30 protein-coding genes are annotated in these 21,222 nt (G+C 69.4%); 16 read left to right on the plus strand and 14 right to left on the minus strand.

The window, feature by feature from the left end; genetic code table 11:
• Window positions 1–351 (plus strand): PPW family C-terminal domain-containing PPE protein (locus BKN37_RS29045; protein ID WP_479724547.1); only part of this gene is annotated, 351 nt, incomplete at its 5' end.
• A gap of 16 nt (window positions 352–367) precedes the next feature.
• Here BKN37_RS29045 and BKN37_RS04790 read toward each other — a convergent pair.
• Window positions 368–826, minus strand: coding sequence for an SRPBCC family protein (locus tag BKN37_RS04790; protein ID WP_071022423.1), 459 nt, complete (start codon window positions 824–826; stop codon window positions 368–370).
• Window positions 827–919: 93 nt separating this feature from the next.
• On the opposite strand from BKN37_RS04790, the gene BKN37_RS04795 reads away from it, so the two are divergent.
• On the plus strand, window positions 920–1,693 hold the full coding sequence (locus tag BKN37_RS04795; protein ID WP_071022427.1) for an IclR family transcriptional regulator: 774 nt from the start codon (window positions 920–922) through the stop codon (window positions 1,691–1,693).
• Between the two features lie 25 nt (window positions 1,694–1,718).
• Here the strand turns inward: BKN37_RS04795 and BKN37_RS04800 are convergent, their stop codons facing one another.
• Both BKN37_RS04800 and BKN37_RS30350 read right to left on the minus strand, forming a co-directional pair.
• On the minus strand, window positions 1,719–2,447 hold the full coding sequence (locus BKN37_RS04800; RefSeq protein WP_158260337.1) for a DUF5642 family protein: 729 nt from the start codon (window positions 2,445–2,447) through the stop codon (window positions 1,719–1,721).
• A gap of 148 nt (window positions 2,448–2,595) precedes the next feature.
• Window positions 2,596–2,817: a hypothetical protein gene (locus BKN37_RS30350; RefSeq protein ID WP_131823522.1), complete on the minus strand. Its 222-nt coding sequence runs from the start codon at window positions 2,815–2,817 to the stop codon at window positions 2,596–2,598.
• A 792-nt stretch (window positions 2,818–3,609) separates the two neighbouring features.
• On the opposite strand from BKN37_RS30350, the gene BKN37_RS04805 reads away from it, so the two are divergent.
• Window positions 3,610–3,939, plus strand: a complete 330-nt coding sequence (locus BKN37_RS04805) for a hypothetical protein (protein ID WP_071022432.1) — start codon at window positions 3,610–3,612, stop codon at window positions 3,937–3,939.
• Between the two features lie 10 nt (window positions 3,940–3,949).
• Here BKN37_RS04805 and phtC read toward each other — a convergent pair whose 3' ends face one another.
• From phtC to BKN37_RS04830, 5 genes are read right to left on the minus strand one after another with little or no spacing between them, the layout of a single operon-like run.
• Window positions 3,950–4,702 carry a 3,4-dihydroxyphthalate decarboxylase gene (phtC, locus tag BKN37_RS04810; protein ID WP_071022435.1) on the minus strand — a complete coding sequence of 251 codons (753 nt, stop codon included), beginning with the start codon at window positions 4,700–4,702 and terminating at the stop codon, window positions 3,950–3,952.
• The gene (gene hcaB, locus BKN37_RS04815) at window positions 4,699–5,493 is read right to left on the minus strand and encodes a 3-(cis-5,6-dihydroxycyclohexa-1,3-dien-1-yl)propanoate dehydrogenase (protein WP_071022438.1); all 795 of its coding nucleotides are present in this window, start codon (window positions 5,491–5,493) and stop codon (window positions 4,699–4,701) included. The genes phtC and hcaB overlap by 4 nt, the downstream gene beginning before the upstream one ends.
• Window positions 5,490–5,762, minus strand: a complete 273-nt coding sequence (locus BKN37_RS04820; protein WP_071022442.1) for a dihydrodiol dehydrogenase — start codon at window positions 5,760–5,762, stop codon at window positions 5,490–5,492. Before BKN37_RS04820 ends, hcaB begins: the two co-directional genes overlap by 4 nt.
• Window positions 5,759–6,274, minus strand: coding sequence for a 3-phenylpropionate/cinnamic acid dioxygenase subunit beta (locus BKN37_RS04825; RefSeq protein WP_095406999.1), 516 nt, complete (start codon window positions 6,272–6,274; stop codon window positions 5,759–5,761). The genes BKN37_RS04820 and BKN37_RS04825 overlap by 4 nt, the downstream gene beginning before the upstream one ends.
• Window positions 6,271–7,557, minus strand: coding sequence for an aromatic ring-hydroxylating dioxygenase subunit alpha (locus BKN37_RS04830; RefSeq protein ID WP_242657081.1), 1,287 nt, complete (start codon window positions 7,555–7,557; stop codon window positions 6,271–6,273). Before BKN37_RS04830 ends, BKN37_RS04825 begins: the two co-directional genes overlap by 4 nt.
• A gap of 211 nt (window positions 7,558–7,768) precedes the next feature.
• On the opposite strand from BKN37_RS04830, the gene BKN37_RS04835 reads away from it, so the two are divergent.
• The 6 genes from BKN37_RS04835 to BKN37_RS04860 all read left to right on the plus strand — a co-directional run bounded on the left by BKN37_RS04835 (window position 7,769) and on the right by BKN37_RS04860 (window position 11,760).
• Window positions 7,769–7,966 carry a hypothetical protein gene (locus BKN37_RS04835; protein ID WP_071022451.1) on the plus strand — a complete coding sequence of 66 codons (198 nt, stop codon included), beginning with the start codon at window positions 7,769–7,771 and terminating at the stop codon, window positions 7,964–7,966.
• Complete coding sequence (locus BKN37_RS04840) at window positions 7,966–8,724, plus strand: hypothetical protein (protein ID WP_071022454.1); 759 nt, start codon at window positions 7,966–7,968, stop codon at window positions 8,722–8,724. Before BKN37_RS04835 ends, BKN37_RS04840 begins: the two co-directional genes overlap by 1 nt.
• A gap of 20 nt (window positions 8,725–8,744) precedes the next feature.
• Entirely contained in the window at window positions 8,745–9,506 is a 762-nt protein-coding gene (gene pcaH, locus BKN37_RS04845) for a protocatechuate 3,4-dioxygenase subunit beta (RefSeq protein ID WP_071022457.1), read from the plus strand.
• Window positions 9,499–10,056: a protocatechuate 3,4-dioxygenase subunit alpha gene (gene pcaG / locus BKN37_RS04850; protein ID WP_071022461.1), complete on the plus strand. Its 558-nt coding sequence runs from the start codon at window positions 9,499–9,501 to the stop codon at window positions 10,054–10,056. Before pcaH ends, pcaG begins: the two co-directional genes overlap by 8 nt.
• On the plus strand, window positions 10,053–11,267 hold the full coding sequence (locus BKN37_RS04855; RefSeq protein WP_071022465.1) for a lyase family protein: 1,215 nt from the start codon (window positions 10,053–10,055) through the stop codon (window positions 11,265–11,267). The genes pcaG and BKN37_RS04855 overlap by 4 nt, the downstream gene beginning before the upstream one ends.
• Window positions 11,268–11,433: 166 nt before the next feature.
• Window positions 11,434–11,760, plus strand: coding sequence for a hypothetical protein (locus BKN37_RS04860; RefSeq protein WP_071022469.1), 327 nt, complete (start codon window positions 11,434–11,436; stop codon window positions 11,758–11,760).
• Between the two features lie 100 nt (window positions 11,761–11,860).
• Here BKN37_RS04860 and BKN37_RS30150 read toward each other — a convergent pair whose 3' ends face one another.
• Window positions 11,861–11,989 carry a hypothetical protein gene (locus BKN37_RS30150; RefSeq protein WP_278184933.1) on the minus strand — a complete coding sequence of 43 codons (129 nt, stop codon included), beginning with the start codon at window positions 11,987–11,989 and terminating at the stop codon, window positions 11,861–11,863.
• Between the two features lie 57 nt (window positions 11,990–12,046).
• Here BKN37_RS30150 and BKN37_RS04865 point away from each other — a divergent pair, with 57 nt between their 5' ends.
• The 4 genes from BKN37_RS04865 to BKN37_RS04880 are packed head-to-tail and all read left to right on the plus strand — an operon-like array spanning window position 12,047 to window position 15,289.
• Complete coding sequence (locus tag BKN37_RS04865) at window positions 12,047–13,147, plus strand: PPE family protein (RefSeq protein ID WP_071022472.1); 1,101 nt, start codon at window positions 12,047–12,049, stop codon at window positions 13,145–13,147.
• Window positions 13,148–13,155: 8 nt separating this feature from the next.
• Window positions 13,156–14,241: a calcium:cation antiporter gene (locus BKN37_RS04870; RefSeq protein WP_071022591.1), complete on the plus strand. Its 1,086-nt coding sequence runs from the start codon at window positions 13,156–13,158 to the stop codon at window positions 14,239–14,241.
• A gap of 44 nt (window positions 14,242–14,285) precedes the next feature.
• Entirely contained in the window at window positions 14,286–14,675 is a 390-nt protein-coding gene (gene pcaC / locus BKN37_RS04875) for a 4-carboxymuconolactone decarboxylase (RefSeq protein ID WP_071022474.1), read from the plus strand.
• A 47-nt stretch (window positions 14,676–14,722) separates the two neighbouring features.
• Window positions 14,723–15,289 carry a hypothetical protein gene (locus BKN37_RS04880; protein ID WP_131823523.1) on the plus strand — a complete coding sequence of 189 codons (567 nt, stop codon included), beginning with the start codon at window positions 14,723–14,725 and terminating at the stop codon, window positions 15,287–15,289.
• Between the two features lie 28 nt (window positions 15,290–15,317).
• On the opposite strand, the gene BKN37_RS04885 is transcribed toward BKN37_RS04880, so the two are convergent.
• The 5 genes from BKN37_RS04885 to BKN37_RS04905 all read right to left on the minus strand — a co-directional run bounded on the left by BKN37_RS04885 (window position 15,318) and on the right by BKN37_RS04905 (window position 19,704).
• Entirely contained in the window at window positions 15,318–16,376 is a 1,059-nt protein-coding gene (locus BKN37_RS04885; protein ID WP_071022480.1) for a F420-dependent hydroxymycolic acid dehydrogenase, read from the minus strand.
• A gap of 1 nt (window position 16,377) precedes the next feature.
• Window positions 16,378–17,169, minus strand: coding sequence for an enoyl-CoA hydratase/isomerase family protein (locus BKN37_RS04890; RefSeq protein ID WP_071022482.1), 792 nt, complete (start codon window positions 17,167–17,169; stop codon window positions 16,378–16,380).
• Between the two features lie 191 nt (window positions 17,170–17,360).
• A complete protein-coding gene (locus BKN37_RS04895) occupies window positions 17,361–18,269 on the minus strand; it encodes an aminotransferase class IV (protein WP_071022485.1) in 909 nt (302 codons plus the stop codon).
• A gap of 44 nt (window positions 18,270–18,313) precedes the next feature.
• Window positions 18,314–19,114 (minus strand): class I SAM-dependent methyltransferase, encoded by an 801-nt coding sequence (locus BKN37_RS04900; RefSeq protein ID WP_071022491.1) that lies wholly within the window; start codon window positions 19,112–19,114, stop codon window positions 18,314–18,316.
• A complete protein-coding gene (locus BKN37_RS04905) occupies window positions 19,114–19,704 on the minus strand; it encodes a DUF2249 domain-containing protein (protein WP_071022494.1) in 591 nt (196 codons plus the stop codon). Before BKN37_RS04905 ends, BKN37_RS04900 begins: the two co-directional genes overlap by 1 nt.
• Window positions 19,705–19,751: 47 nt before the next feature.
• Between BKN37_RS04905 and fdxA the strand changes: the two genes are divergently transcribed.
• From fdxA to BKN37_RS04920, 3 genes are read left to right on the plus strand one after another with little or no spacing between them, the layout of a single operon-like run.
• Complete coding sequence (fdxA, locus tag BKN37_RS04910; protein WP_071022498.1) at window positions 19,752–20,099, plus strand: ferredoxin; 348 nt, start codon at window positions 19,752–19,754, stop codon at window positions 20,097–20,099.
• Window positions 20,100–20,119: 20 nt separating this feature from the next.
• A complete protein-coding gene (locus BKN37_RS04915; protein WP_071022501.1) occupies window positions 20,120–20,782 on the plus strand; it encodes a helix-turn-helix transcriptional regulator in 663 nt (220 codons plus the stop codon).
• Window positions 20,779–21,204 carry a hypothetical protein gene (locus BKN37_RS04920; RefSeq protein ID WP_071022504.1) on the plus strand — a complete coding sequence of 142 codons (426 nt, stop codon included), beginning with the start codon at window positions 20,779–20,781 and terminating at the stop codon, window positions 21,202–21,204. The genes BKN37_RS04915 and BKN37_RS04920 overlap by 4 nt, the downstream gene beginning before the upstream one ends.
• Window positions 21,205–21,222: the final 18 nt, after the last annotated feature.

Below are 21,222 nucleotides of genomic sequence, written 5' to 3' on the forward strand. Positions count from 1 at the left end.
ATCAAGGCAAGGGCGTCGGAACCGGAATCCGCTGCGGCGGCGGCCGCGGCTTCCGCGGCCAAACAGGCCCGGCGGCGTCGGCGCCGGACCGGCCTGACCGATCTCGGGCACCGCTACGAATACCTGGATGCATCCGCGGGCGGCGGCGAGCGGGTGGCCGCGGTGACCGCCTCGGCTCAGGGCGCGGGAACCCTGGGGTTCGCCGGCACCGCCCACAAGGCCGGCGCCGAGCACGCGGCCGGATTAACCACGCTGACCGACGATTCGCTCGAGAGCGGCCCGCGGATGCCGATGATGCCGAGCAGCTGGGCGACCGACATCGAGGAACCCCCACCGGGCGACGACGGCTGACGGGCGCCGTTGCGGCTCAGCCGTGTTCGGCGATGTCGGCGAGCCGATCCAGTGAGGCGCGCAGCCGGTCGGCGGTAGTGTCACGGGCGCGGGGGAGCCGGTTTCGGTCGGTCAACTGCGACCAGTCGTAGGTGTGCGTGACCCGGGTGTGGGTGGCGTCGATGGGGTCGAGTTCCCAGCGCCACAGGTGCCCCGGCGGGCGGCGACCCGGTTCCGACGGTCGCCAAGCGATCCGGCGGGCCTCGTCGAACTCCACTACGTGGTTCTCCCGGATGCTGCCCAGGGTCAGCCGCATCCTGAAAACATCGCCGACACCGCGAACCCGCTGTCCCGCTTCGGCTTCGGCGAGGTTGTCGTTGCCGTCCCAGCGCGGTTGTTGCGCGGGATCGGCAATCAGCTCGAAGATGCGATCGGCGGCCGCGGCGATCTCGCGGCTTGCGCTCACCACCCGGGGGACATCGGTGTCGTCGGCCATGGCTTCACCCTACGTAGTTCGACCTGACCATGCTGACCTCCGAACGCGGTGAGTACCGGTGCGCAAGGGCTTAAGCCAGGTAGCGTCTCGGGTATGCAGAGCGCCGACCCGCCTGTGCCGCAGTACCCGATCGAGTCGGTCGACAATGCGCTGAAGCTGCTGTTGCTGCTCGGCGAACAACCCGAGATCCGGCTCACCGAGGCCACCCGGTATCTGGGGGTGGCGTCGTCGACCGCGCACCGGTTGTTGGCGATGTTGGCCTACCGCGGCTTTGTCCGCCAGGACCCGGTGTCGAAGGCGTATCGACCCGGTCCGGCGCTGACCGGGGTCGCGTTCGCGGTGTTCGGCCGGCTCGACATCCCGCGGGTCGCGGCGCCGGTGCTGCGCGACATCAGTGACCGGCTGCGCGAAACCGCGCACATCGGGGTGCTCGACGGCGCCAGCGTGCGCTTCATCGCCGCGGTCGAAGGCCCGGCCGCGGTGCGGGTGGCCTCCCGGCTGGGTCGCAGCCTGCCTGCGCACTGCACGTCCACCGGCAAGGCCATGTTGGCTCAACTGCCCGAGCCGGAGCTGCACCGGCTGCTGCCCGGCGAGGAGCTGCAGCGCGTCACGGAGCATTCGATCGGCAGCAGATCGCAACTGTTCGACGAGCTTTCGAAAGTCCGGGCACAGGGTTACGCCACAAACCGCGAAGAAAGCGAGGACGGCGTCGCCTCGGTCGCGGTGGCGATCCCGACCCGCGCGCCCGGGCTGCGGCTCGCCGTTAACGCCGCCGCCCCGGTCCACCGGCTCAGCGAAGCCCAGTACCCCGGGGTGGCGGAGGTGTTGGTGGCGGCGGCCACCGAGATCGGGGATCAACTCGGCTGAACCGCGGCCCCCCCCCCCGCGATTCCTACTGGCCCCGCACCGCGGCGACCGCCTTGACCAACAGGTCGGACATGACCTGTTCGGGGTTGAGGTCAGGGTCGGTGCCGCCCATCACGACGACCGTGGTGCGATCGTCGAGCGCCGCGCTGTAGACGTAATCGGGGTCGTCGCCGGAATCGACGGTGAGCTTGGCCGCGCTGGTGGTGACACCGGCGATGGCGGGCGCCGGCACGGGTTGGGCCGTTCCGCTCGCCTCCGGGGAGCCGGACAACTTCACCTGGTCGCAGCCCGCGGGAACCGGGGTGGCCTTGATGGGCTGGGGCAGCTTCAACGCGACGACGTCGATGTTGCCTTGGTCGCCCTCCCCGCGGATGCCGGCGGCCTGGGCGCCCACCGACGGCTCGGCGTAGGGCGGGATGATCAGCGCGCGGCATTGCGGCGGATCAACCTGGGCGCCGGTGAAGGCGTTGATGCCGGAGCCGTCGATGTCGGCTTGGGACAAGGTTTTCGCCGGCTCGGCCTGGGGATTGAAACCCGCCGGGAAGGCGTCCTTGACGCTGTCGACCCGGGCGATGTCGTAGTCGACGGCGGCGGGCGCTGCCGAGGTGGCCGCGGGGGACGATGGCTGCGGCTGCGTCGACGAGTCGGCGGGCGCGCTTTCGGTGGAATCGCCGCAGGCGGCGAGGGTGACGCCGACGCCGACGGCGATCAGCAACGAAACGGCGTGACGGGTGGTACGTCGCGGGGAAGTCATCAGATCTCCTGGTTGATGGTGGTGTAGTCCGAACCCTGCCCGACACCGCGAGATGAGCACCCGATCCGCATCGGGCGGATCGGGTGCTCACCGGGAACTTTCGCGGGTCGCATGACCTTGACCTAGGCCGGCCTAGGTCAGCGCCACATCACCACCACCACCACCAGTGCCGCCAGAAGTGGTGGTGGTGATGCCAGTGGTGGTCCGGCATCGGCGCGTTGTGCCAGCCCGCGGCGGCGACCTGGTTGTCTTGGACGGCCGGGGCGGCCTGCGCCGCCGGCACCGCACCGAATAGCATCGCACCGGCGACTGCGGCGGCACCGACCGCGCCAGCAGCCGTGCGGCGTGCTGACCTCACCGAGATCGACATGACACCCTCCTTCGTATCGGTTGTTTGTTGATCACAAGTCGGATAACTGCGTCCTTACGGCGACGATATTAACCCGACGACAATGCTTCGCAAAAGTTTTCAGCCGGGTGTGTGATCTATCTATCAATTCGACGGTAGCAACCTCGTGGAATTGTTGTCCCAAGCGGTGCGTGCAGCGGAGCCCCCGGTCCGGTCGGCCAGCTGCGCGGCGGTTGCGGCGCCTCCGCCGTTGCCCTTCGCAGTAGTTCAGTAGATGCAACGCTACAGGTAGAGACGCTTTGTGCGGCTACGTACCCGAGCATTTCCGTAGTTCAGTAACTCCGCGTCCGGGCGTCGGCCGACCGCGGCGCAGGTGCCACTATGGCCGTGTTTGGATAATTGCTGCAGCAATCCAAAATAATCTGGTTACAATTCCAATTCGAGGATATTTGCACGGCTCCAGAAATGGTGTTTTTCGCTGGGCAAAATGAAGTGTCCGATCTCGTCGTGGTCGGCCGACCACGACGCGGGGCCCTGGCCTTGGCTGACCTGCGCTGCGAGTGGTGCCAACCAGGGGCGGGCGATATCGCGGGGGACAAAATTCGGGCGCCGCAATGCCGCCGCGGCGGACCCACCGGAAAACTCAGTGCCGCTTCGCCGGCATCGGGGTGTCCGTCCGTTCATCGCGGATGCGGACCGTTACCCTCAGGGCATGCCCGCCGTAACGCCGTTGCATACCGGCTGAACTACGGACATACTGACACTCGGATCTACTGATAGAGCGTTTCACCAGGCGAGAAGAAGGTCACCACATTGAGCGCCGCCATCAACCCGTTCCCGCGGGACGCGGACCGACTCCGCATCCCACCCGCCGCCGCGCCTGGGGCCAGGCCGCCGGCCGGGGCGGCGATGACCCAGCCCATCGGCATCGGACAACCCAGCGAGCGGCGGACCCGACGCACCGTCGACATCTCGCGGGAGACACACCGCGCCCTGGACAGTTGGCAGCTCGACGCGGCCTCCCGCCTGGGGGTCACCCGGGTCACCGGGCAAGAGGTGCTCAGCGCGTTGGTCGACCAGCTGTTGACCGATCCCGAACTTTCCGCTCAGATCATGCTCGCCCTGCGCACCGCTCGGCGGTGAGCTCGGCCGCTCAGCTCGGCTGAGCCCGCGCGACCTCATGGCGCCAGGCCGCGTCGACGGCGAACCCCGCGCCCAGGTCCGGCAGGTCCGCCCAGTCGGCCTCGTCGATCTCGCGCAGCGTCCCACCGGCGGCGCGCACCCGCAATGACAGCTGGGCCAACCGGTCGAGGCTGATCGCCTGCAGCACCGCGTGCTGCACGCTGGTCGCGGCGCTGACGATGCCGTGCCCGCGGCAGATCACCACCGGCCGCCCGCGCATCGCCGCGACCATCTCCTCGGCCAGCTCGGTGGTGCGGATCAGCACCGCCCGCGGATAAACCGGCACCCCGCCGCGGGCCAGCCCCGCCCCCGGGATGTCGTAGGCCCCGTAGATCGGGCGCAGGGCGATGCCGGCCAGATCGGCGGCGACGACGGCCGGCGGGTGCAGATGGGCGACGGCCCGGCGGCCCGGATCGGCCCGCAGCGTTTCGACGTGGATGGGCAGCTCGTTGGGCACGCGGTAGCCGTCGAGTTCGCCGGCGGCGCCGGGGGAGCCGTCCAGGCGGATCAACCGGATGTCGGCGGCGCGGGTGAACGCCACCCCGGCGTCGTCGTCGCTGCGGCAGCGGATCAGCAGCCGGTCGTCGTCGACGCGCAGGCTGAGATGACCCAGGATGCCGTCGACCAACCCGCGCGCGGCCGCCACCCGGCACCCCGTCGCGACCAGCGCGCGCTCTGCTGCGAGCGTTGTCGGCGCCGCGTCGTCGTCGCCGGCGCGCGTCATGGGTGCGCACCCAGTCCGAAGCCGCCGTCGGGGTGGGCGCTGTCGCCGGTGATGCCGCGGGACCGGTCGGACGCGAAATACACGTAGCTCCAGGCGTGATCCGCCCCGGACAGCGCCACCTGCAGCGGCGTCCGCGCGGCCAGCTCTTGGGCGCGGTCCGGGGCGTCATCCAGGCGGGTGTCGGCCAGCCCCAGGCTGCGCAGGCCCCGCAGATCGGTGTGCAGCGTGCCGCCCGGCGCCACCCCGTTGACCCGGATTCGTGGCGCGAGTTCGTGTGCCAGCGTGGCCACCAGCCCGCGGACCGCGAACTTCGACGCCACATACAGCGTCCCGCCGCGGCCCGGATAAAACGACGACGCCGACTCGGTCAGCACGATCGAGGCCGCGTCCTGGGCCTGCAGCGCGGGCAACGCCGCCTTCACCGACTGCAGGTGGCTGAGCACATTGGTGTGAAACATCTCGTCGAACGCGCCGGGAAGCTCGTCGGCGTCGAGGTCGGTGAGGCCGCGGTAGAAGTCGAACACGCCGACGCAGCTGACCAGGGTGTCCAGGCCGCCGTAGGCGTCGACGGTCGCCGTGACCGCCCGCTCGTTGGCGTCGCGGGTGGTGGCGTCGCCGGCCACCACCGGCAGGTCCGGCAGCTCACCGCGCAGCGCCGCGCATTTGTCCGGGTCCCGCTCCAGCACCGCCACCTGGGCGCCTTCGGCGCGGAAGGCGTCGACGACGGCGCGCCCGATGCCCGATCCGGCGCCGACGATCAGCGCCCGCTTGCCGTCCAGCCACCCGGTCACGGCGCCGCTCCGTCGTCGGCATCATCGGGCAGCAGCGGACCGTCGCCGGTGCCGACCATCGCCGCCAGGGTGCGCGGATTCTGCCGGGTCAATGCCTCCACCTCCAACGCATCCAGGCTGATCCATCGCCCGGATTTGGGGGCGGTGATCAGCAGCCGCGACCCGTTGCGGGTGTCGACGCGGCGGAGCTGAACCTCGGCGAATTCGTTGGCGACGGTGAGCGGTTCGCCCACCGTACCGTCGAGCAGCCCGGCCAGGTCGTCGTTCACAGGAACACCGCCAGGTTCTGCATCCGCAACACCGACTCGTCGACGGTGATGGTGCGCCGCGCCAACTTCCAGCGGTCGCCGTCGCGGCGCAACACGTCGTCGCGGCCGCAGGACACCAGGGCGGCTTCGTTGACGTCGCCGCGGCTGCGGAACAGCAGCTCGGCCGATTGCACCTGCAGTTCGTCGGGGTCCGCGCCGGCGAAGCTGCGCACGTTGGTGATGAAGTGCCGCAGCCGCGACGGCGGATCCTCGGTCCAGGCATGTTCGGTGGCGAACCGCGCCACCCGGCGCTGCAGCGAATACTTGTTCTCGTCGAAATGCGCCATCCCGGGTGCGGTGTCGAACCCGGCGCCCAGCGCGGTGGTGACCCGCACCGGCATCAGGTAGCGGATGTCGTCGGTCAGCGTGTCCAGCCAGGCCTCGTAGTGTTGGGCATCCAGCAGATAGGCCTCATCGACCAGGAACTGGTGCGCCTGCAGGTGCCGGGGATCGTTGAACGGCAACGGTTTCACGTCGTCTCCAGGTGGTCGGCCCACAGCCGCAGCAGGGCGCGCTGGTTGTGTTCGTTGTAGCCGACTTGGGCGTATCCGGGCCCGTGAAACGCCTCGGCCGGCAACGGGTCGACGACCGGTCGGTCATCGGCGAGCAGACCCATCCGGCTGTTGAGCAACAGCCGCCGCGCCATCGTCCCGCCGGCGGTGTTGGTCAACGACACCCAGTTCTCCACGTCGTCCTGCTCGAACATGCCGGTCGACCCGAAACACATTAGATACGCCCGATACGACTTCTGCTTGAACTCCGCCGGCGCGGCGGCGTCGACGGCGAACCACGAACACACCTCGGTCTGGTTGTGACTGATCGGCTGCCATTGCCGAATCGAGATGAACGGCAACACATCGTGGCCGTCTTCGACCTTGGGCCAGTTGTGCACGAAGCTCAGGTTCGGAAAGCACGACGCCGCCGACACCATGAACCCGTCCTCGCCGACCACCCGTTGCTGCTCCCGGGTCCAGACCTGTTCGGCGCGGGCGATCATCTCGTCGGGGTAGCCGACGTAGCGCATCCGCTCGGCGAACGTGCCCGGCGGCAGCTTGTAGGTGGTGCCGCCGCCCTTGCCGGCCCAGTAGGTGGCCCCGTCCTTGCGTTTTTGCGCCTTGGGTTCCCGGAACAGCCCGATCTCGACGACCGAGGTGTGGGTGTGCGGGGTGTGGTACATGTCCCCGGCGAAATTCTCCGCGCCGATCTTCCAGTTCGCGTTGATCCGCCAGCGCTGCGGGCCGCGCACCTCCAGGCCGTGCGGGCTCTGGTTGGTGTAGAAGTCCAGGTAGAACCGGAAGTCGCCTAGGTAGTCGGCCAGCGGCTCGGCGTGCGGATCCAAACTGATGAACAGCAACCCGTTGTAGCTGCCCAGATTCGGTGCGGGTAACAGGGACTGCCCGGTTTTGGCGAACCCCGCGTCGCCGCCGTAGGCCTCCCGGTGAAACGGCAGCCCGGTGATCCGGCCGTCGTTGCGGTAGGTCCAGCCGTGATAGGGGCAGCGGAAGTTCGACGCATTGCCCAGCTCGGCCCGACACACCTGCATGCCCCGGTGCAGGCACATATTGAACATGGCCCGCACCACGCCCTCGGAGTCCCGGGTGATGATGAACGAATCGTCGAGCACCCGGCGCACCACGTAGTCACCGTTGTGCGGGATCTCCGATTCGTGCGCGACGAACACCCACGCCCGGCTGAACAGCCGCTCCTTTTCCAGCGCGAAGATCTCGGCGTCGTTGTAGATGTGGGCGGGGATCATCCCGCGCCGGACATCGGCGAAGACGCTGCTGTGGTCGGTCACCGGGCTCCCCAAGCACATTTGTCTGGTTAGCAGAGATGTATTCCTCTACTAAGAGAATGCTCCCGCGGCGCCGCAAGGTCAACGCAAACGCCAAAGATGTACTAATGCTACGGAAATAGTGCTACAGTTAGTCGTTAATCGCGACGGTTTCGACAGGTAAGGGGCGACCATGACCGGCGGGCTGCACAAATTCGTCATCATGTCGCTGGTGGTCGCTTTCGCGGCGTTCGGCCCGAGCGAGCTGCTGGCCTACTGGTGGGTGACGCGACCGCCGGGCTGGGCCGAGCAGGCCCAACCGGCCCGCTGGGTGGTGGGCACGCTCGAACCGCGCACCCCGGATCCGGTCGGGCCGGCATGGGGCGCCTAATGCGGGACGGCACGGTCGGAACGGGCTGGGTCCGCGCTGCGGCGGTAGGGCTGGTGGCGCTGCTGGTGCCGCTCGGTTGGGCGCCGGCGGCGGGAGCCGCGCCGAACCCGCCTTGTGATCGCGTCGACCTGTCCTACGGCACCAGGCTGGCCGATCAGCACGTCCGCTGTGTGCTGCGGGTCAATGCCCACCTGAACCTGGAGGTGACCAGCGATCCGGCGTGGTCGTTCGTGGTGCGCCGCGACGGTGCCGCGGGCCAAGCGTTCCGGGAACCCACCGACGCGATCGGGGAGACCGGGGTGGTCCCGCTGCTGCAGGACATCGACGACGACGGCATCCCCGAGCTGCTGGTGGTCACCGGCCGGGGCGGCAGCGGCGGTGAGCCCATGGCGGTATGGCGGTTGGCCGACCAAACCCAGCAATTCGTCCGTGCCGGTGACCTATTCGGCAAGCGGCTGTTCTACCGCACCCCGGAGGGCTTCTTCGGCAACTACGCGCACGCCAGCGCGATGTCGGGCGGCGTCACGCTGTATCGGTGGGCGAACAACACGCTGACCGAGGTCGCGGTGCTCGAGATGGCGGTCGCCGCCGACCGGCCGCCCGCTGACCGACCCGACTGGGTGCGCAACGGCAACACGCTGTGCGCGCTGAGCAGCGGTGACCAGGGTGCCGCGCTGCGGGCTGCCGGCATCGACCCCGGCACCGCGCAGCAGCGGTTCTGCTCGCAACCGTGGGTCGCCACCGTCTACCGCGGCTGAAATCGGTTAGCGTCAGTCGGGTGAGGGCCGCACCCGAGTCGTCGGCGTCCCAGCGGGAGATCACTACGGAGATCGCCCGCATCGCCGCGGACTACCCGCGCGGCGGTGTGGAGACCCAGCCGCGGCTGGATTACCCGCCGTATCGCAGCAGCCGGTGGCGGCATCCCCGGCGGCCGTTGCAGCCGGTGGATCCGGCGGAGATCGAACGTTGGGCACCGTGTTTCGGCGACACTGACGTCGACCCGCTCGACGCCGACCTGACCGCCGGGAGGGCGGGTGAGCCGATCGGGGAGCGCATCATCGTGACCGGCCGGGTCCTGGACGGGGCGGGCCGGCCGGTCGTCGGCCAACTGGTCGAGATCTGGCAGGCCAACGCGGCGGGTCGCTACCGGCATGCCCGCGACCAGCACCCGGCGCCCCTGGACCCCAACTTCACCGGCACCGGCCGCTGCCTGACCGGGCCGGACGGCAGCTACCGCTTCCTCACCATCAAGCCCGGCCCGTACCCGTGGCGCAACCACCACAATGCCTGGCGGCCCGCGCACATCCATTTCTCGGTGTTCGGGACCGCGTTCACCCAACGCCTGGTCACCCAGATGTACTTTCCCGGCGACCCGCTGTTCGGGTTGGACCCGATCTACCAGTCCATCGTCGACCCGGCCGCCCGCGCTCGGCTGGTCGCGGTCTACGACCACGACCTGACCCAGCCCGAATACGCGACCGGCTACCGCTGGGACATCGTGCTGTCCGGCAATCAGCGGACCTGGACCGAGCATGGCTGAGTTCGTCGTGACTCCGGGCCAGACGGTGGGCCCGTTCTTTCATTGCGCGCTGCCCTATCCCGGCGACCACCGGCTGATCGGCGACGCGCACCGCGACGCCATCCGGTTGCACGGCACGGTCTACGACGGCGCCGGCGACGGCGTCCCCGATGCGCTGCTCGAACTGTGGCAACCCGACCCCGCCGGCAGCATCGTGCAGCGGCCCGGCTCACTGCGCCGCGACGACGACACCTTCACCGGCTGGGGCCGCTGCGCCACCGACACCGCGGGCCACTACCGATTCAGCACGCTGACACCGGGGCCGACGACGGCCGGGCGGCCCCCGTTTTTCGCGATCACCGTCTTCGCCCGCGGACTGCTGAACCGCCTGTTCACCCGCGCCTACCTACCGGGAGCCGACCCGGACGGCGAGCCGCTGCTGGCCGGGCTGGACAGCGCCCGTCGGGAAACCCTGCTGTGCCAAACGGATTCGGGTGGCTACCGCTTCGATATCCACCTGCAGGGGCCGGAGGAGACGGTCTTCCTCGAGTATCGCGGTGACCGGCCATGAATTTGTTGTGGCCGGGGGATCAGCGCGCCGGCGCGCTGATGACCGATGCGGCGCTGCTGGCGGCGATGGTCGCGGTGGAGTCCGCCTGGTTGACGGCGCTGGCCGAGGCCGGCGTGGTGCCGCCGGTGTGCGCGGGCGCGGACCTGGCCTGCTTGGTCGGGCCGCGCGACGCCGAGTTTTTGGCGGCCGGCGCCGAGGACGGCGGGAACCCGGTCCTCGGGTTAGTCGGGTTGCTGCGCGAGCGCGCCCCGGCTCCGGCCGCGGCGTGGCTGCACCGGGGCCTGACCAGCCAGGACGTGGTTGATACCGCCCTGATGCTGGCTACCCGATCCGTAGTGGATCTCCTGGTAGCGCAGCTGAGCCAACAGATTTCGGTGCTGGCGACACTGACCGCAACGCATCGCGGCACCCCGATGGTGGCGCGGACGCTGACCCAGCCGGCGGTGCCCACCACCTTCGGGGCCAAGGCCGCCGGCTGGCTGCGCGGCCTTCTCGACGCCTATCGTCAACTCACCGCGCTGGCCACCCCCATCCAGATCGGCGGTGCGGCCGGAACACGGGCGGCGATCACCGAATTGGCCGCGCTGACCGGGGTGCGTGATCCCGGTGAGGTCAGCGCGCGGCTGGTGCGCGCCGCGGCAACCAGTTTGGGGCTGGACGCCCGGCCGCCGTGGCACACCACCCGAACCCCGGTGACCGCCGCCGCCGACGCACTACTCGGCTGCACCGACGCCTGGGGGCGCATCGCCGCGGACGTGGTGGTGTTGGCCCGCCCGGAGATCGGCGAACTCAGCGAGCCCGGCGGCGGTGGGTCCTCCACCATGCCGGACAAACACAACCCGGTGCTATCCATCCTGATCCGCCGCGCCGCTATCGCCGCCCCGCCGCTGGCCGCGACCCTGCACACCGCCGCCGCGCTGGCCAACGACGAGCGGCCCGACGGCGCCTGGCACGCCGAATGGGATACCCTGCGCACTCTGGCGCGGCGCACCGTCGTCGCCGGATCGCAGTGCGGCGAACTGCTTGCCGGACTGCAGATCCACCCCGAGGCGATGGCGCGCAACCTCGCCGCGACCGATGTCCTCGGCGAGCAGCGGGCGATCGCCTCCTTGGTGGGGAAGCCGCCGTCATCAACGTATTTCGGGGCGATAGACCTGCTGATCGACGAGACGCTGGAGCATGTCAGGCTGATTCTCAAAGAGAATTCATAGATCGACGGAAAACGCAAGTGGTAGTTGGACTTTAGCCTGACAAGCTCACACGGGCGGGTGCGGGTCCACAGGATCCGTTGGTAGAGTTGCGGGCATTGTGATGATTCGTGATGGACGTAGACCGCTAGCGTCGCAGTCTGTCAGCGCCATCGCACTCGCTATCTGCGTGCTGATCGGGCTCATCGGATACGGGCTGGTGCGCTCCGAGCTGGCCGGGCCGGTATCACCGTCCGCCATGCTGGTGTCGCTGAACGCCGACGACGTCGATGGCGCCGACATTGACGACGACGCGTTGCCCACAACCGAGAAGGCATCCAGCACCGTCACCCAACACCGCTCGCTGCCCCGGTTGCGCTCGTCACCGCTGGGGCACGGGTTTCCGCCGTTGGCGTCCATGAGCTGGGACCGAGCCGACTTGGCTGGTTCCGGTGCGTGCACGAATTCCCCTGCGGGTCGAGAACTCCTGACCCGGTTCTGCATCGCCAGGGTCTGACCGGTCAGCGCCAGGCTGTTGTGTCCAGAGGGAACAACGGCCGGTGACCACTCGCCCGCGGTATCTGCCGCATCGCTGCGGCGGCCGTGGGATTAATCCATCACCCGCCTGAATCGGTCTGCGCGGCCGCGTGCGCACTGCGCCAGTCGATGGATCGGTTGGCCACATCCACTTCCAGGGAGAATCTGATGTTTTTTGTTGCAACACCATTCGGCGCATCGTCGGCCATGTCCCGACTGGCCAGCACCGCCCACCTCGTCTCGACCGGCTGAGGGGGGCTGCAGCGATGGACTTCGGCGCATTGCCACCGGAAATCAATTCCGCCCGTATGTATTCCGGTCCCGGTTCGGGGCCGATGCTGGCAGCCGCGGTGACCTGGGACACCCTCGCCGCCGAACTGCACACCACCGCAGCGGGTTACCAGTCGACCATTTCGGCCGTGACCGGCGGGCCGTGGCGGGGCCCGGCCGCGTCCTCCATGGTGCGGGCGGCCGCACCGTATGTGGGATGGCTGCACGCCACCGCCGCCCAGGCCGAACAGGCCGCAACCCAGGCCCGCGCCGCGGCGGGCGCCTACGAGGCTGCGCGGGCGATGACGGTTCCGCCGCCGTTGATCGCCGCCAACCGCAGCTTGTTGATGTCGCTGGCGGCAACCAACGTTTTGGGCCAGAACACACCGGCGATCGCGGCCACCGAGGCGCATTACGGCGAGATGTGGGCCCAGGACGCGGCCGCGATGTACGGCTACGCCGGGGCCTCCGCGGCAGCCGCGCAGGTGACCCCGTTTACCCCGCCGCCAGAGACCACCAACCCGGCCGGGCAGGGCGCCCAGGCGGGCGAGGCGGTGGCCAACGGATCGCGGCTGATGTCCACCGTCGCATACACTTTGCGGACGCTGGCCTCCCCGTCGGGTTTGTCGGTGTTGGATCCGCTGGGCGAGCAGGCGACCGCGCTGAGTGGGCACGCGCGCACCGCAGCCTCGACGCTGAGCTTCCTGACCGGGGCGGCGGCGCTGGCGTGGAACATGAACCGCGGGAGCGGCGTGGTGAGTGCCGCCGCGGTTCCGGCAGCGGCGGGCGGTGTGCTCGGGTCAACGGCGCGCGGGGTGAGCGCCGCCGGCGGGGGAGCGGTGTCGGCGGGTTTGGCCCGGGCCACCTCGGCCGGGGCGTTGTCGGTGCCGCAGACCTGGTTCGCCGCCGCCCCCGCCGCCAGCCCGGTCGCCGCGGCGGTGCCCAGCGCCGCCGGGACCGTCGGTCCGGTGGTGGCGCCGGCCGGCGTGCCGATGATGCCGTTGGCCGGGATGGCCGGGCGCGGTGGCGGCCGCCTTGCCGACGCACGGTTCTTGTTGCGGCCCAGCATGCTTCCGCGCTGGCCGGTGGGCGGGTGACATTGCAGCTGGTGCAGCGGCCGTCGTGGACCGCGGTAGTGCCGCTATTGGCGGTCACGGCGCTGGCCTGGACCTGGGGTCACCACATCGAGCCGGTAACGGCCGTGGTGGCCGCGGGCCTGCTGGCCGGCGCCGTGCTGGCCGCGGTGCACCACGCCGAAGTGGTCGCCCACCGGGTCGGCGAGCCGTTCGGGTCGCTGGTGCTGGCCGTCGCCGTCACGATCATCGAGGTGGCCTTGGTGGTCACCCTGATGGTGTCCGGCGGCCAGCAGGCGGCGACCCTCGCCCGCGACACGGTATTCGCCGCGGTCATGATCACCACGAACGGAATCGTCGGCCTGTCTTTGCTTCTCGGGTCACTGCGCCACCGGGTGCCGTTGTTCAACGCCAACGGCAGTGGCGCGGCGTTGGCCACCGTCACCACGCTGGCCACGCTGAGCCTGGTGCTGCCCACCTTCACCACCAGCCACCCGGGGCCGGAATTCGCCCCCGCACAGCTCACCTTCGCCGCCGTCGCCTCGCTCGGGCTCTATCTGCTGTTCGTCTTCGCCCAAACCGTGCGGCACCGCACCATCTTTTTGCCGGTCACCGAGAAAGGCGCCGTGTCGCACGATGAACAGCATGCGGCGCCACCGAGCACGCGGTCGGTGCTGGTCAGCCTGCTCCTGCTGTTCACCGCGCTGGTCGCGGTGGTGGGCCTGGCCAAAGTGGAATCACCGCAGATCGAGGACGCGGTGCTGGCGGTGGGATTCCCGCCGTCGTTTGTCGGCGTGGTGATCGCCGCGCTGGTGCTGCTGCCGGAGACCCTGGCGGCGGCGCGTGCCGCGCGGCGGGGGCGCATCCAGACCAGCCTCAACCTGGCCTACGGATCCGCGATGGCCAGCATCGGGTTGACCATCCCGGCGATCGCGCTGGCGTCGCTGTGGCTGAGCGGCCCGTTACTGCTCGGCTTGAGCGCGACCCACCTGGTGCTGCTGGTCTTGACGGTAGCGGTCAGTGTGCTGACCGTGGTGCCCGGTCGGGCCACCTTGCTGCAGGGCGAGGTGCATCTGGTGTTGTTGGCCGCGTACATCTTTCTGGCGGTCATGCCGTGACGGTCGCCGGTAGCCTGCAGGCAACACTCGCGAGCGGAGGACCCATGACGGACAGCCCCTATGACCGCGGCATGGCGGTGCGCCGTGCGGTGCTCGGCGACGACCATGTCGACCGCGCGGCGACGCATGCCACCGACTTCACCGGCGATTTCCAGGCCTTCATCACCGAATACGCCTGGGGCGCGATCTGGGGCCGGCCCGGGTTGGATCGGCGCAGCCGGTCCATGATCACCCTGACTGCGCTGATCGCCTGCGGCCACACCGAGGAACTCGCGCTACATCTGCGGGGCGCGCTGCGCAACGGCCTGTCGCGCGACGAGATCAAGGAAGTGTTGTTGCAGGCCGCGATCTACTGCGGGGTGCCGGCCGCCAACACCGCGTTCCGGGTCGCCCAGCGGGTGTTCGACGAGATCGACGCGACGGACGGCACATAACGGCAACTCCGCCGCGACAAGCGCTCCGAGGGCGTACGGTGCGCTTCATGGCTGGGATGGCAAGGTTGGCGGGCGGCGCGGCGATGCTCGCGGCAGTGGTAGTCGTCTCGCCACCCGCCGGGTGGGGGGACCCTGGGCAGTTCCCGGATCTGAATAGCTACGTCCAGGTGGATCCCGCGCCGTTCGAGACCTACACGACCTACGGTTCGGACGGCCGCGGTGTGCAGTTCAGCACCCCGGGCGGTTACCGATGCCGCATGATCAAAAACGTGCGAGGCGGCTGGATGTCGGTCTCGTGCTGGGGTTCGCTACCCGGAACATCGCAGAACCTGGTTACGGGCGGCGACATGTCGCCGGCGAGATTCAGCACCGTCGACCTAGCCGCGCAGGAGACCTATCAACGTTACGAGGGCACCGAACCGCATACCTATACCGTCAACCCGGACGACTACAAGCCACTTCCGTCGGGCAGCAAGGTGACCAAACAGGGGACCGGGGCCCAGTCCGGGACCTGCGGAGTCGACGCAGCCATGACGGCCTGCGAGATCGAAGGCGGCCCGACGGGGGAGCGGCACGGATTCGTGCTATCCCCGCAGGGCAGCTCGACGTTCTGAACCACCGCCCGCCCTGCCGGTGCGGCGGTCACCGTAGCCGGCCGAGCACGTGGTCGCGGTAGAACTCGATGGCGGCGGTGGGGTCGCGCTGCGGAAAGTGCACAAACGGGGTGGCGCCGGCATCCAGTATGGCCTGCACCGCGGCCACATGCCGGGCCGGGTCGGTGCCGGTGGTCCAGCCGGCGATCACCTTGTCCAGCGGGTTGACCTGCGCGGCCCGCTGGATCTCGACCGGATTGGGTTGATCCACCGCGCCGGCGGTGAACCGCCACAACTCGGCCGCGCGGGTGATCTCGTCGTGATCGCCGACCACGGCGAACATCTCGGCGCGTTTATCCACCGCGGCCGGGTCGCGGCCGGACGTCTGCGCGCCCCGGGCCAGGGCGGCCAGCAGCGGTGCTTTGGTGACATCGGCGGCCTGGGTGATCCAGCCGTCGCCGTACTGCCCGGCCACCTGCGTGCTTTTCGGGCCGCTGGCGGCCACGAAGATCGGCGGCGGGGAGTCGGGCCGGTCGTAGAGCTTGAGCTGTTGGGTCTGAAAGTAGCGTCCGCTGAACGAGATCCGCTGGCCGGTGAACAGTTGCCGGATCAGCTGAATGGCCTCGATCAGCCGGTCACGCCGCTCGGTGTAGCGGCCCCACTGCCCGGTGCCGGCCTGCTCGTTGAGCCGCTCGCCGGTGCCCAGCCCGAGAAACACCCGTCCGGGCGCCAACAGGGTCAGCGACGCGAACGCCTGCGCCACGGTGGCCGGGTGATAGCGGTAGCTGGGGCACGTCACCCCGGTCCCGAGGCTGACGCGGCTGGTGCGTTGGGCCACCAGCGCCAGCGTCAGCCACGGGAACATGGCGTGCCCCTCATTGTCTTGCCATGGCTGCACGTGGTCGCTGGCCCAAACATGTTGAAACCCTGCCTGTTCGGCGGCCACCGCCTGCTCCACCAGCTGGGCGGTGGTGAATTGTTCATGCGAGAGCACGAATCCCACACCGGGACCGGGCGTTGGTGACTGGGTGGGTCTACGGGCACACGCTGCCGCCAGCACGCCCACGCCGGCGGCGAGCCGGCCGAAGGTCCGTCGGGACAGCGCCATCTCAGCCGAACCGCGGTGGCCGTTTCTCGCGGTTGGCGGCCAACCCTTCGTGCACGTCGGGGCCGCTGAACCCGATGAACTCCAACCCCAGCGACGTTTCGAACGCCGGCGCGAACATGCGATACCAGTAGTTCAGGCTGTGTTTGGTCCAGCGGATCGCCTGCTGGGCGCCCTGCGCCAGGTTCTCGGCGATTCCGGTGGCGGTGTCGAGCACCGCGTCGTCGTCGACGCATTTGGACACCAGCCCGATCCGCTCGGCCTCCTCGCCGAGCACCTGTTCGCAGGTGAGCAGGTAGTACTTGGCCTTGGCCATGCCGACCAGCAGCGGCCAGCAGATCGCCGCGTGATCCCCGGCGGCCACCCCGAGTTTGGTGTGCCCGTCGATGATCCGCGCACCGCGCCCGGCCACCGAGATGTCGGCCAGCAGCGCCACCACCAGGCCCGCGCCCACCGCGGGGCCGCGAATCGCCGACACCACCGGCTTGGAAAAGTTGACCAGGTTGAGCACCAGGTCACGGGCTTCGCGCATGATCCGGATCCGCCCGGCGTAGTCGCCGATGGTCTCGTCGATCAGCTCGAAGCTGCCGCCGGCCGAAAACGCTTTGCCCTCACCGCGGACCAGCACGGCCCGCACGTCGTCGTCGCGGTCGATCGCCGGCCACACGTCGGCCAGGTCGCGGTGCATCTGCGGTCCCACCGCGTTGAGTCCGGGCGCATCGAGGACCAGGTGCAGCACCCCGTGGTCGCCGGTTTCGAACCGAAGGCTGGGGAAATCGTCATAGCTGCGGGGCATCGGATGGGCTCCTCACGTCGGTTTCTGCCGGTTCCGACGATACGGCCAACCGCTCGCCCCCGATGCGGCTTGGGAACCCAGATGTTGACTGTGCGTTGGCGGCGTTGACTGTGCCTCCAGGGCGGGAATCCGGGCTAAATCCCGCCCTGAGCGCACACTCAACTAGCGTCGCGCCCTGGGCGCACACTCAACTAGAGGATCGTCACCCAGCCGTGCGGGTCATCGGCACGCAGCGCGGCGGCGTACCGCTTGCGCAGCGCCTGCAGGATCGGTCCGGGTTTACCGTCGCCGACCGTGCGGCCGTCGACCTGCAGCGCCGGGGCGACACCGGAGGAGGTGCCGGTGGCGAACACCTCGTCGGCGATGTAGAGCTCGGTGAGATCGACCCGCCGCTCGGCGACCGGGATACCTTCCTCGGCCGCCAGGGTCAGCACGGTGCGGCGGGTGATGCCGTCGAGGATGTCGCAGGACACGTCCGGGGTGATCAGCGTCTCGCCGCGCACCACAAAGATGTTCGCCGCGCTCAATTCGCACACGTGCCCGGCGGCGTCCAGGAAGACGCAGTCGTCGTAGCCGCTGTCGATGGCATCCTGTTTGGCCAGCACCGAGTTGACGTAGGCGCCGTTGACCTTGGCGCGTGACGGGATCGCGTAGTCGGGGATGCGCCGCCACGGGCTGGACTTCAGCCGCATCCCGTCCTGCGGCACGATCGGCACCGCGTCGTAGACGAACGCGCTGACCGCCGTCGAGCAGCCGCGCACCCGGGTGCCCGGAATCGACTCGTCGACGTGCACGGTCACCCGGACAAACACGTCGCGCTGCGGGGCGTTGGCCGTCACCAGCTGCTGCACCGTCGCCGCGAAGCGGTCATAGCTCCACTGCGCGGCGAACCGGTCGATGCCGATGATGGTGCAGGACTCGACCAGTCGGCGGTAATGTTCCGGCAGCCGGAATGCGCTGCAACGGCCATCGACCCGGACCGGCAACACGGTGTAGACGCTGAGCCCGTACAGCACGGCCGAGGTGGCCACCCCCAGCGCCGCCTGCGCGGCGGGCACCAGAGCATCACGGTAGAACACCTGCGGGTACGGGTCGGCCATCGACGCAACCTAGCAAACCGGGCCCGGCGGAACGAACCGATTTTTCAGGCGGCCGGTTTGTGCGCGACGATGCCGACCGCGGCCAACTCCTTGCGGTGGCGGCGGAACGTGCGGCGCATCCGCAGCACCCGCCGTCGGGCGTCGGGGTGGGTGAGCAGGTTCCTGGCGAACCGCAGCGCCCCGACCACCCCCTCGTCGGCGATCAGCCGGCGCGGCTCCAACAGCGCCATCGGCCGGGTCTCCACCTCGTCCACCACCAGGCCGTGGCCGGCGAGCAGCTGCGTCCACTCCGCGACCGTCAACGGACGGGCGTTGACCTTGATCGACTGGGCCAACGCCCGGCGGATGTCGGTTTTGATGTCGTCGGCGATGGTGTCGGGGGTCAGCGCGAGCTCGTGGATGGCGTAGCGCCCGCCCGGCCGCAGCACCCGGGCCGCCTCGGCGACGATCGCGTTCTTGGCGACCTCACCTTGCATGCTCAGCATCGCCTCGCCGACCACGACGTCGCGGCTGGCGTCGGGCAGCCCGGTCTCGGCCGCGTCGGCCACCCGCACCTCGCCGCCCTGTTCCTCGACGATGCCGCGGACCGTGCGCGCCGCGTCGGGATCCTGGTCGGCCCCGATATAGGACCGGGGATTGCCGGCCAGGATTTCGGTGGCGGTGCGGCCGAGCCCCGGCGCCAGCTCCAGCACGTCGGCGTCGGCCAGGTTGGCGCGGCCCAGCAGGCTGCGGGTGAGTTCGGCGCCGCCGGGCCGCAGCACCCGCTTGCCCAGCCGCGCCAGCAGCCAATGCCCCTGCACCGTGTCGTCGTCCCGGTTGGCGAACGGCACCCCGTCGCCGGGCATCAGACTGCCTGCCGCACCGTGGGCATCAGGCCGCCGATTTCGCGGTGTTGGTGCACGGTCAGGTACCGCAATCCCTCGGGCCCGGCGTCCAGTTGGCGCCGCGACAGCCGCGGCAGCCACAGCAGCGCCCCGGGCCGCAGCTCGATGACCCCCTGCTCGGTGGTGAGCTGACCGCTGCCGGACAGCACGTGGATCAGCACGTCGACGTCGGCGCCGGTGTGTTCCCCGATCCCGCCGTTGGGGGGCAGCGCGATGAGGTTCGAGTCCAGATCCCGATCCCGGATGCCCAGCTTCCACGCCGCGCCGGTGACGTCGGGTTCGGCGATCTCGGCGGTGTTGACCAGCAGCCGCGGCAGCGGGGTGGCGGTGAGCTTGCTGATCCGGATCCGCCAGACCGGGCCGCGCTCCAGGTACTCCCAGCCGTAGCTGCCGGGGTGATCGGTCTCGAACTCGTCCCGCAAATGCTTGGGGTCGTGGTTGTTGACCAGCACGAACGACTCGCCGACGCCGAGTTTGGCGTAGGTGGCGAAGATCGTCGGGTGCTTGTCCGGCTTGCGCAGCTCCCGGACGTCGAGTTCGGTGTCGCTCATCGGGACCTTCCTAGTTTTTACAATTTCGATTGTGTAAACTCTAGCGCATGACGTACGTGATCGGGAAGCCATGTGTGGATGTGATGGATCGGGCGTGCGTGGAGGAGTGTCCGGTGGACTGCATCTATGAGGGCGGCCGCGCCCTGTATATCCACCCCGACGAATGCGTGGATTGCGGTGCGTGCGAACCGGTCTGCCCGGTCGAAGCGATCTACTACGAGGACGATCTGCCCGAGGAGCTGCAGCCCTACCTGGACGACAACGCGGCCTTTTTCGCCGAACCGCTGCCCGGTCGCGACGAACCGCTCGGGTCGCCGGGCGGGGCCGCTAAGATCGGTCCGCTGGGGGTGGACACTCCGCTGGTCGCTAACCTGCCTCATCAAGGCGATGCATAAGGAGAGTGAACGACAGCCTCATGTCATCCGGCGAATCCGGCGGCCGTCGCCTCGACGTGCTGCAGGTGTTGAAGGCGGCGAATGCTCCGATGAGCATCGCCCAGATCGCCGATGAACTGGGGGTGCATCCCAACACCGTCCGGTTCCACCTGGACACCTTGCTCGGTGAGGGGCGGGTCGAGCACGCCGAACCCGAGCACAAGGGGCCGGGGCGCCCGCCGCTGATGTTCCGGTCGATTCGGCGGATGGACCGCGGCGGGCCGCGCAGTTACCGGCTGCTGGCCGAGATTCTCTCGATCGGCTTCGCCTCCGACGACGACCCGGGCGCCAAGGCGCTTGCCGCCGGCCGCGCCTGGGGGCAGCGTCTGGAACCCCCTGTCACCCAAGAAGTTCCGGCGGGCCCGGAGGAAACGATCGACCATCTGGTGGATCTGCTCGACGAGTTGGGGTTTGCGCCGGAACGCCGCGACGGCGAGGGGGAGAAACGGGTCGGGCTGCGGCACTGCCCGTTCCTCGAGTTGGCGGAAACCCGAACGAACGTGGTCTGTCCGATCCATCTGGGACTCATGCAGGGGGCGTTGGAAACCTGGCATGCGCCGGTCGCCATCGACCGGCTCGACGCGTTCATCGAACCGGATTTGTGCTTGGCGCATCTGTCGCTGCTGAATGGGGCCGCCGGGTGAGTGCCGCGCAGGCGCTCGCCGTCGCCGTCACCTTCGTCTGGCTGGGGATGGTCGCCGGGATCTCGTTTTTGGAAGCGCCGTTGAAGTTTCGCGCACCCAACGTGACCTTGCAGATCGGGCTCGGCATCGGCCGGCTGGTGTTTCGCGCCCTCAACCGCACCGAACTCGTTTTCGCCGTCGCCATTGCGGTTGCCGTGGTGGCCCGCCCGCCGGCGGTGTCGGCGATCGTCGCGTACGCGGTGGCCTGTGCCGCGCTGGCCGTCCAGTTGGCGGTGGTGCGCCCGCGGCTGAACCGCCGCTCCGATCAAGTGCTCGCCGGTGCGGAGGGGCCCCGATCCCACGGGCACTACTACTACGTCGGCCTGGAGGCGATCAAGATGATTGCCCTAGCGGTGGCCGGTGCTCTTCTACTATTCAGCTAACCGAACTATCTGCGAAGG

This window comes from Mycobacterium talmoniae (assembly GCF_001854525.1).
Lineage (GTDB): Bacteria > Actinomycetota > Actinomycetes > Mycobacteriales > Mycobacteriaceae > Mycobacterium > Mycobacterium talmoniae.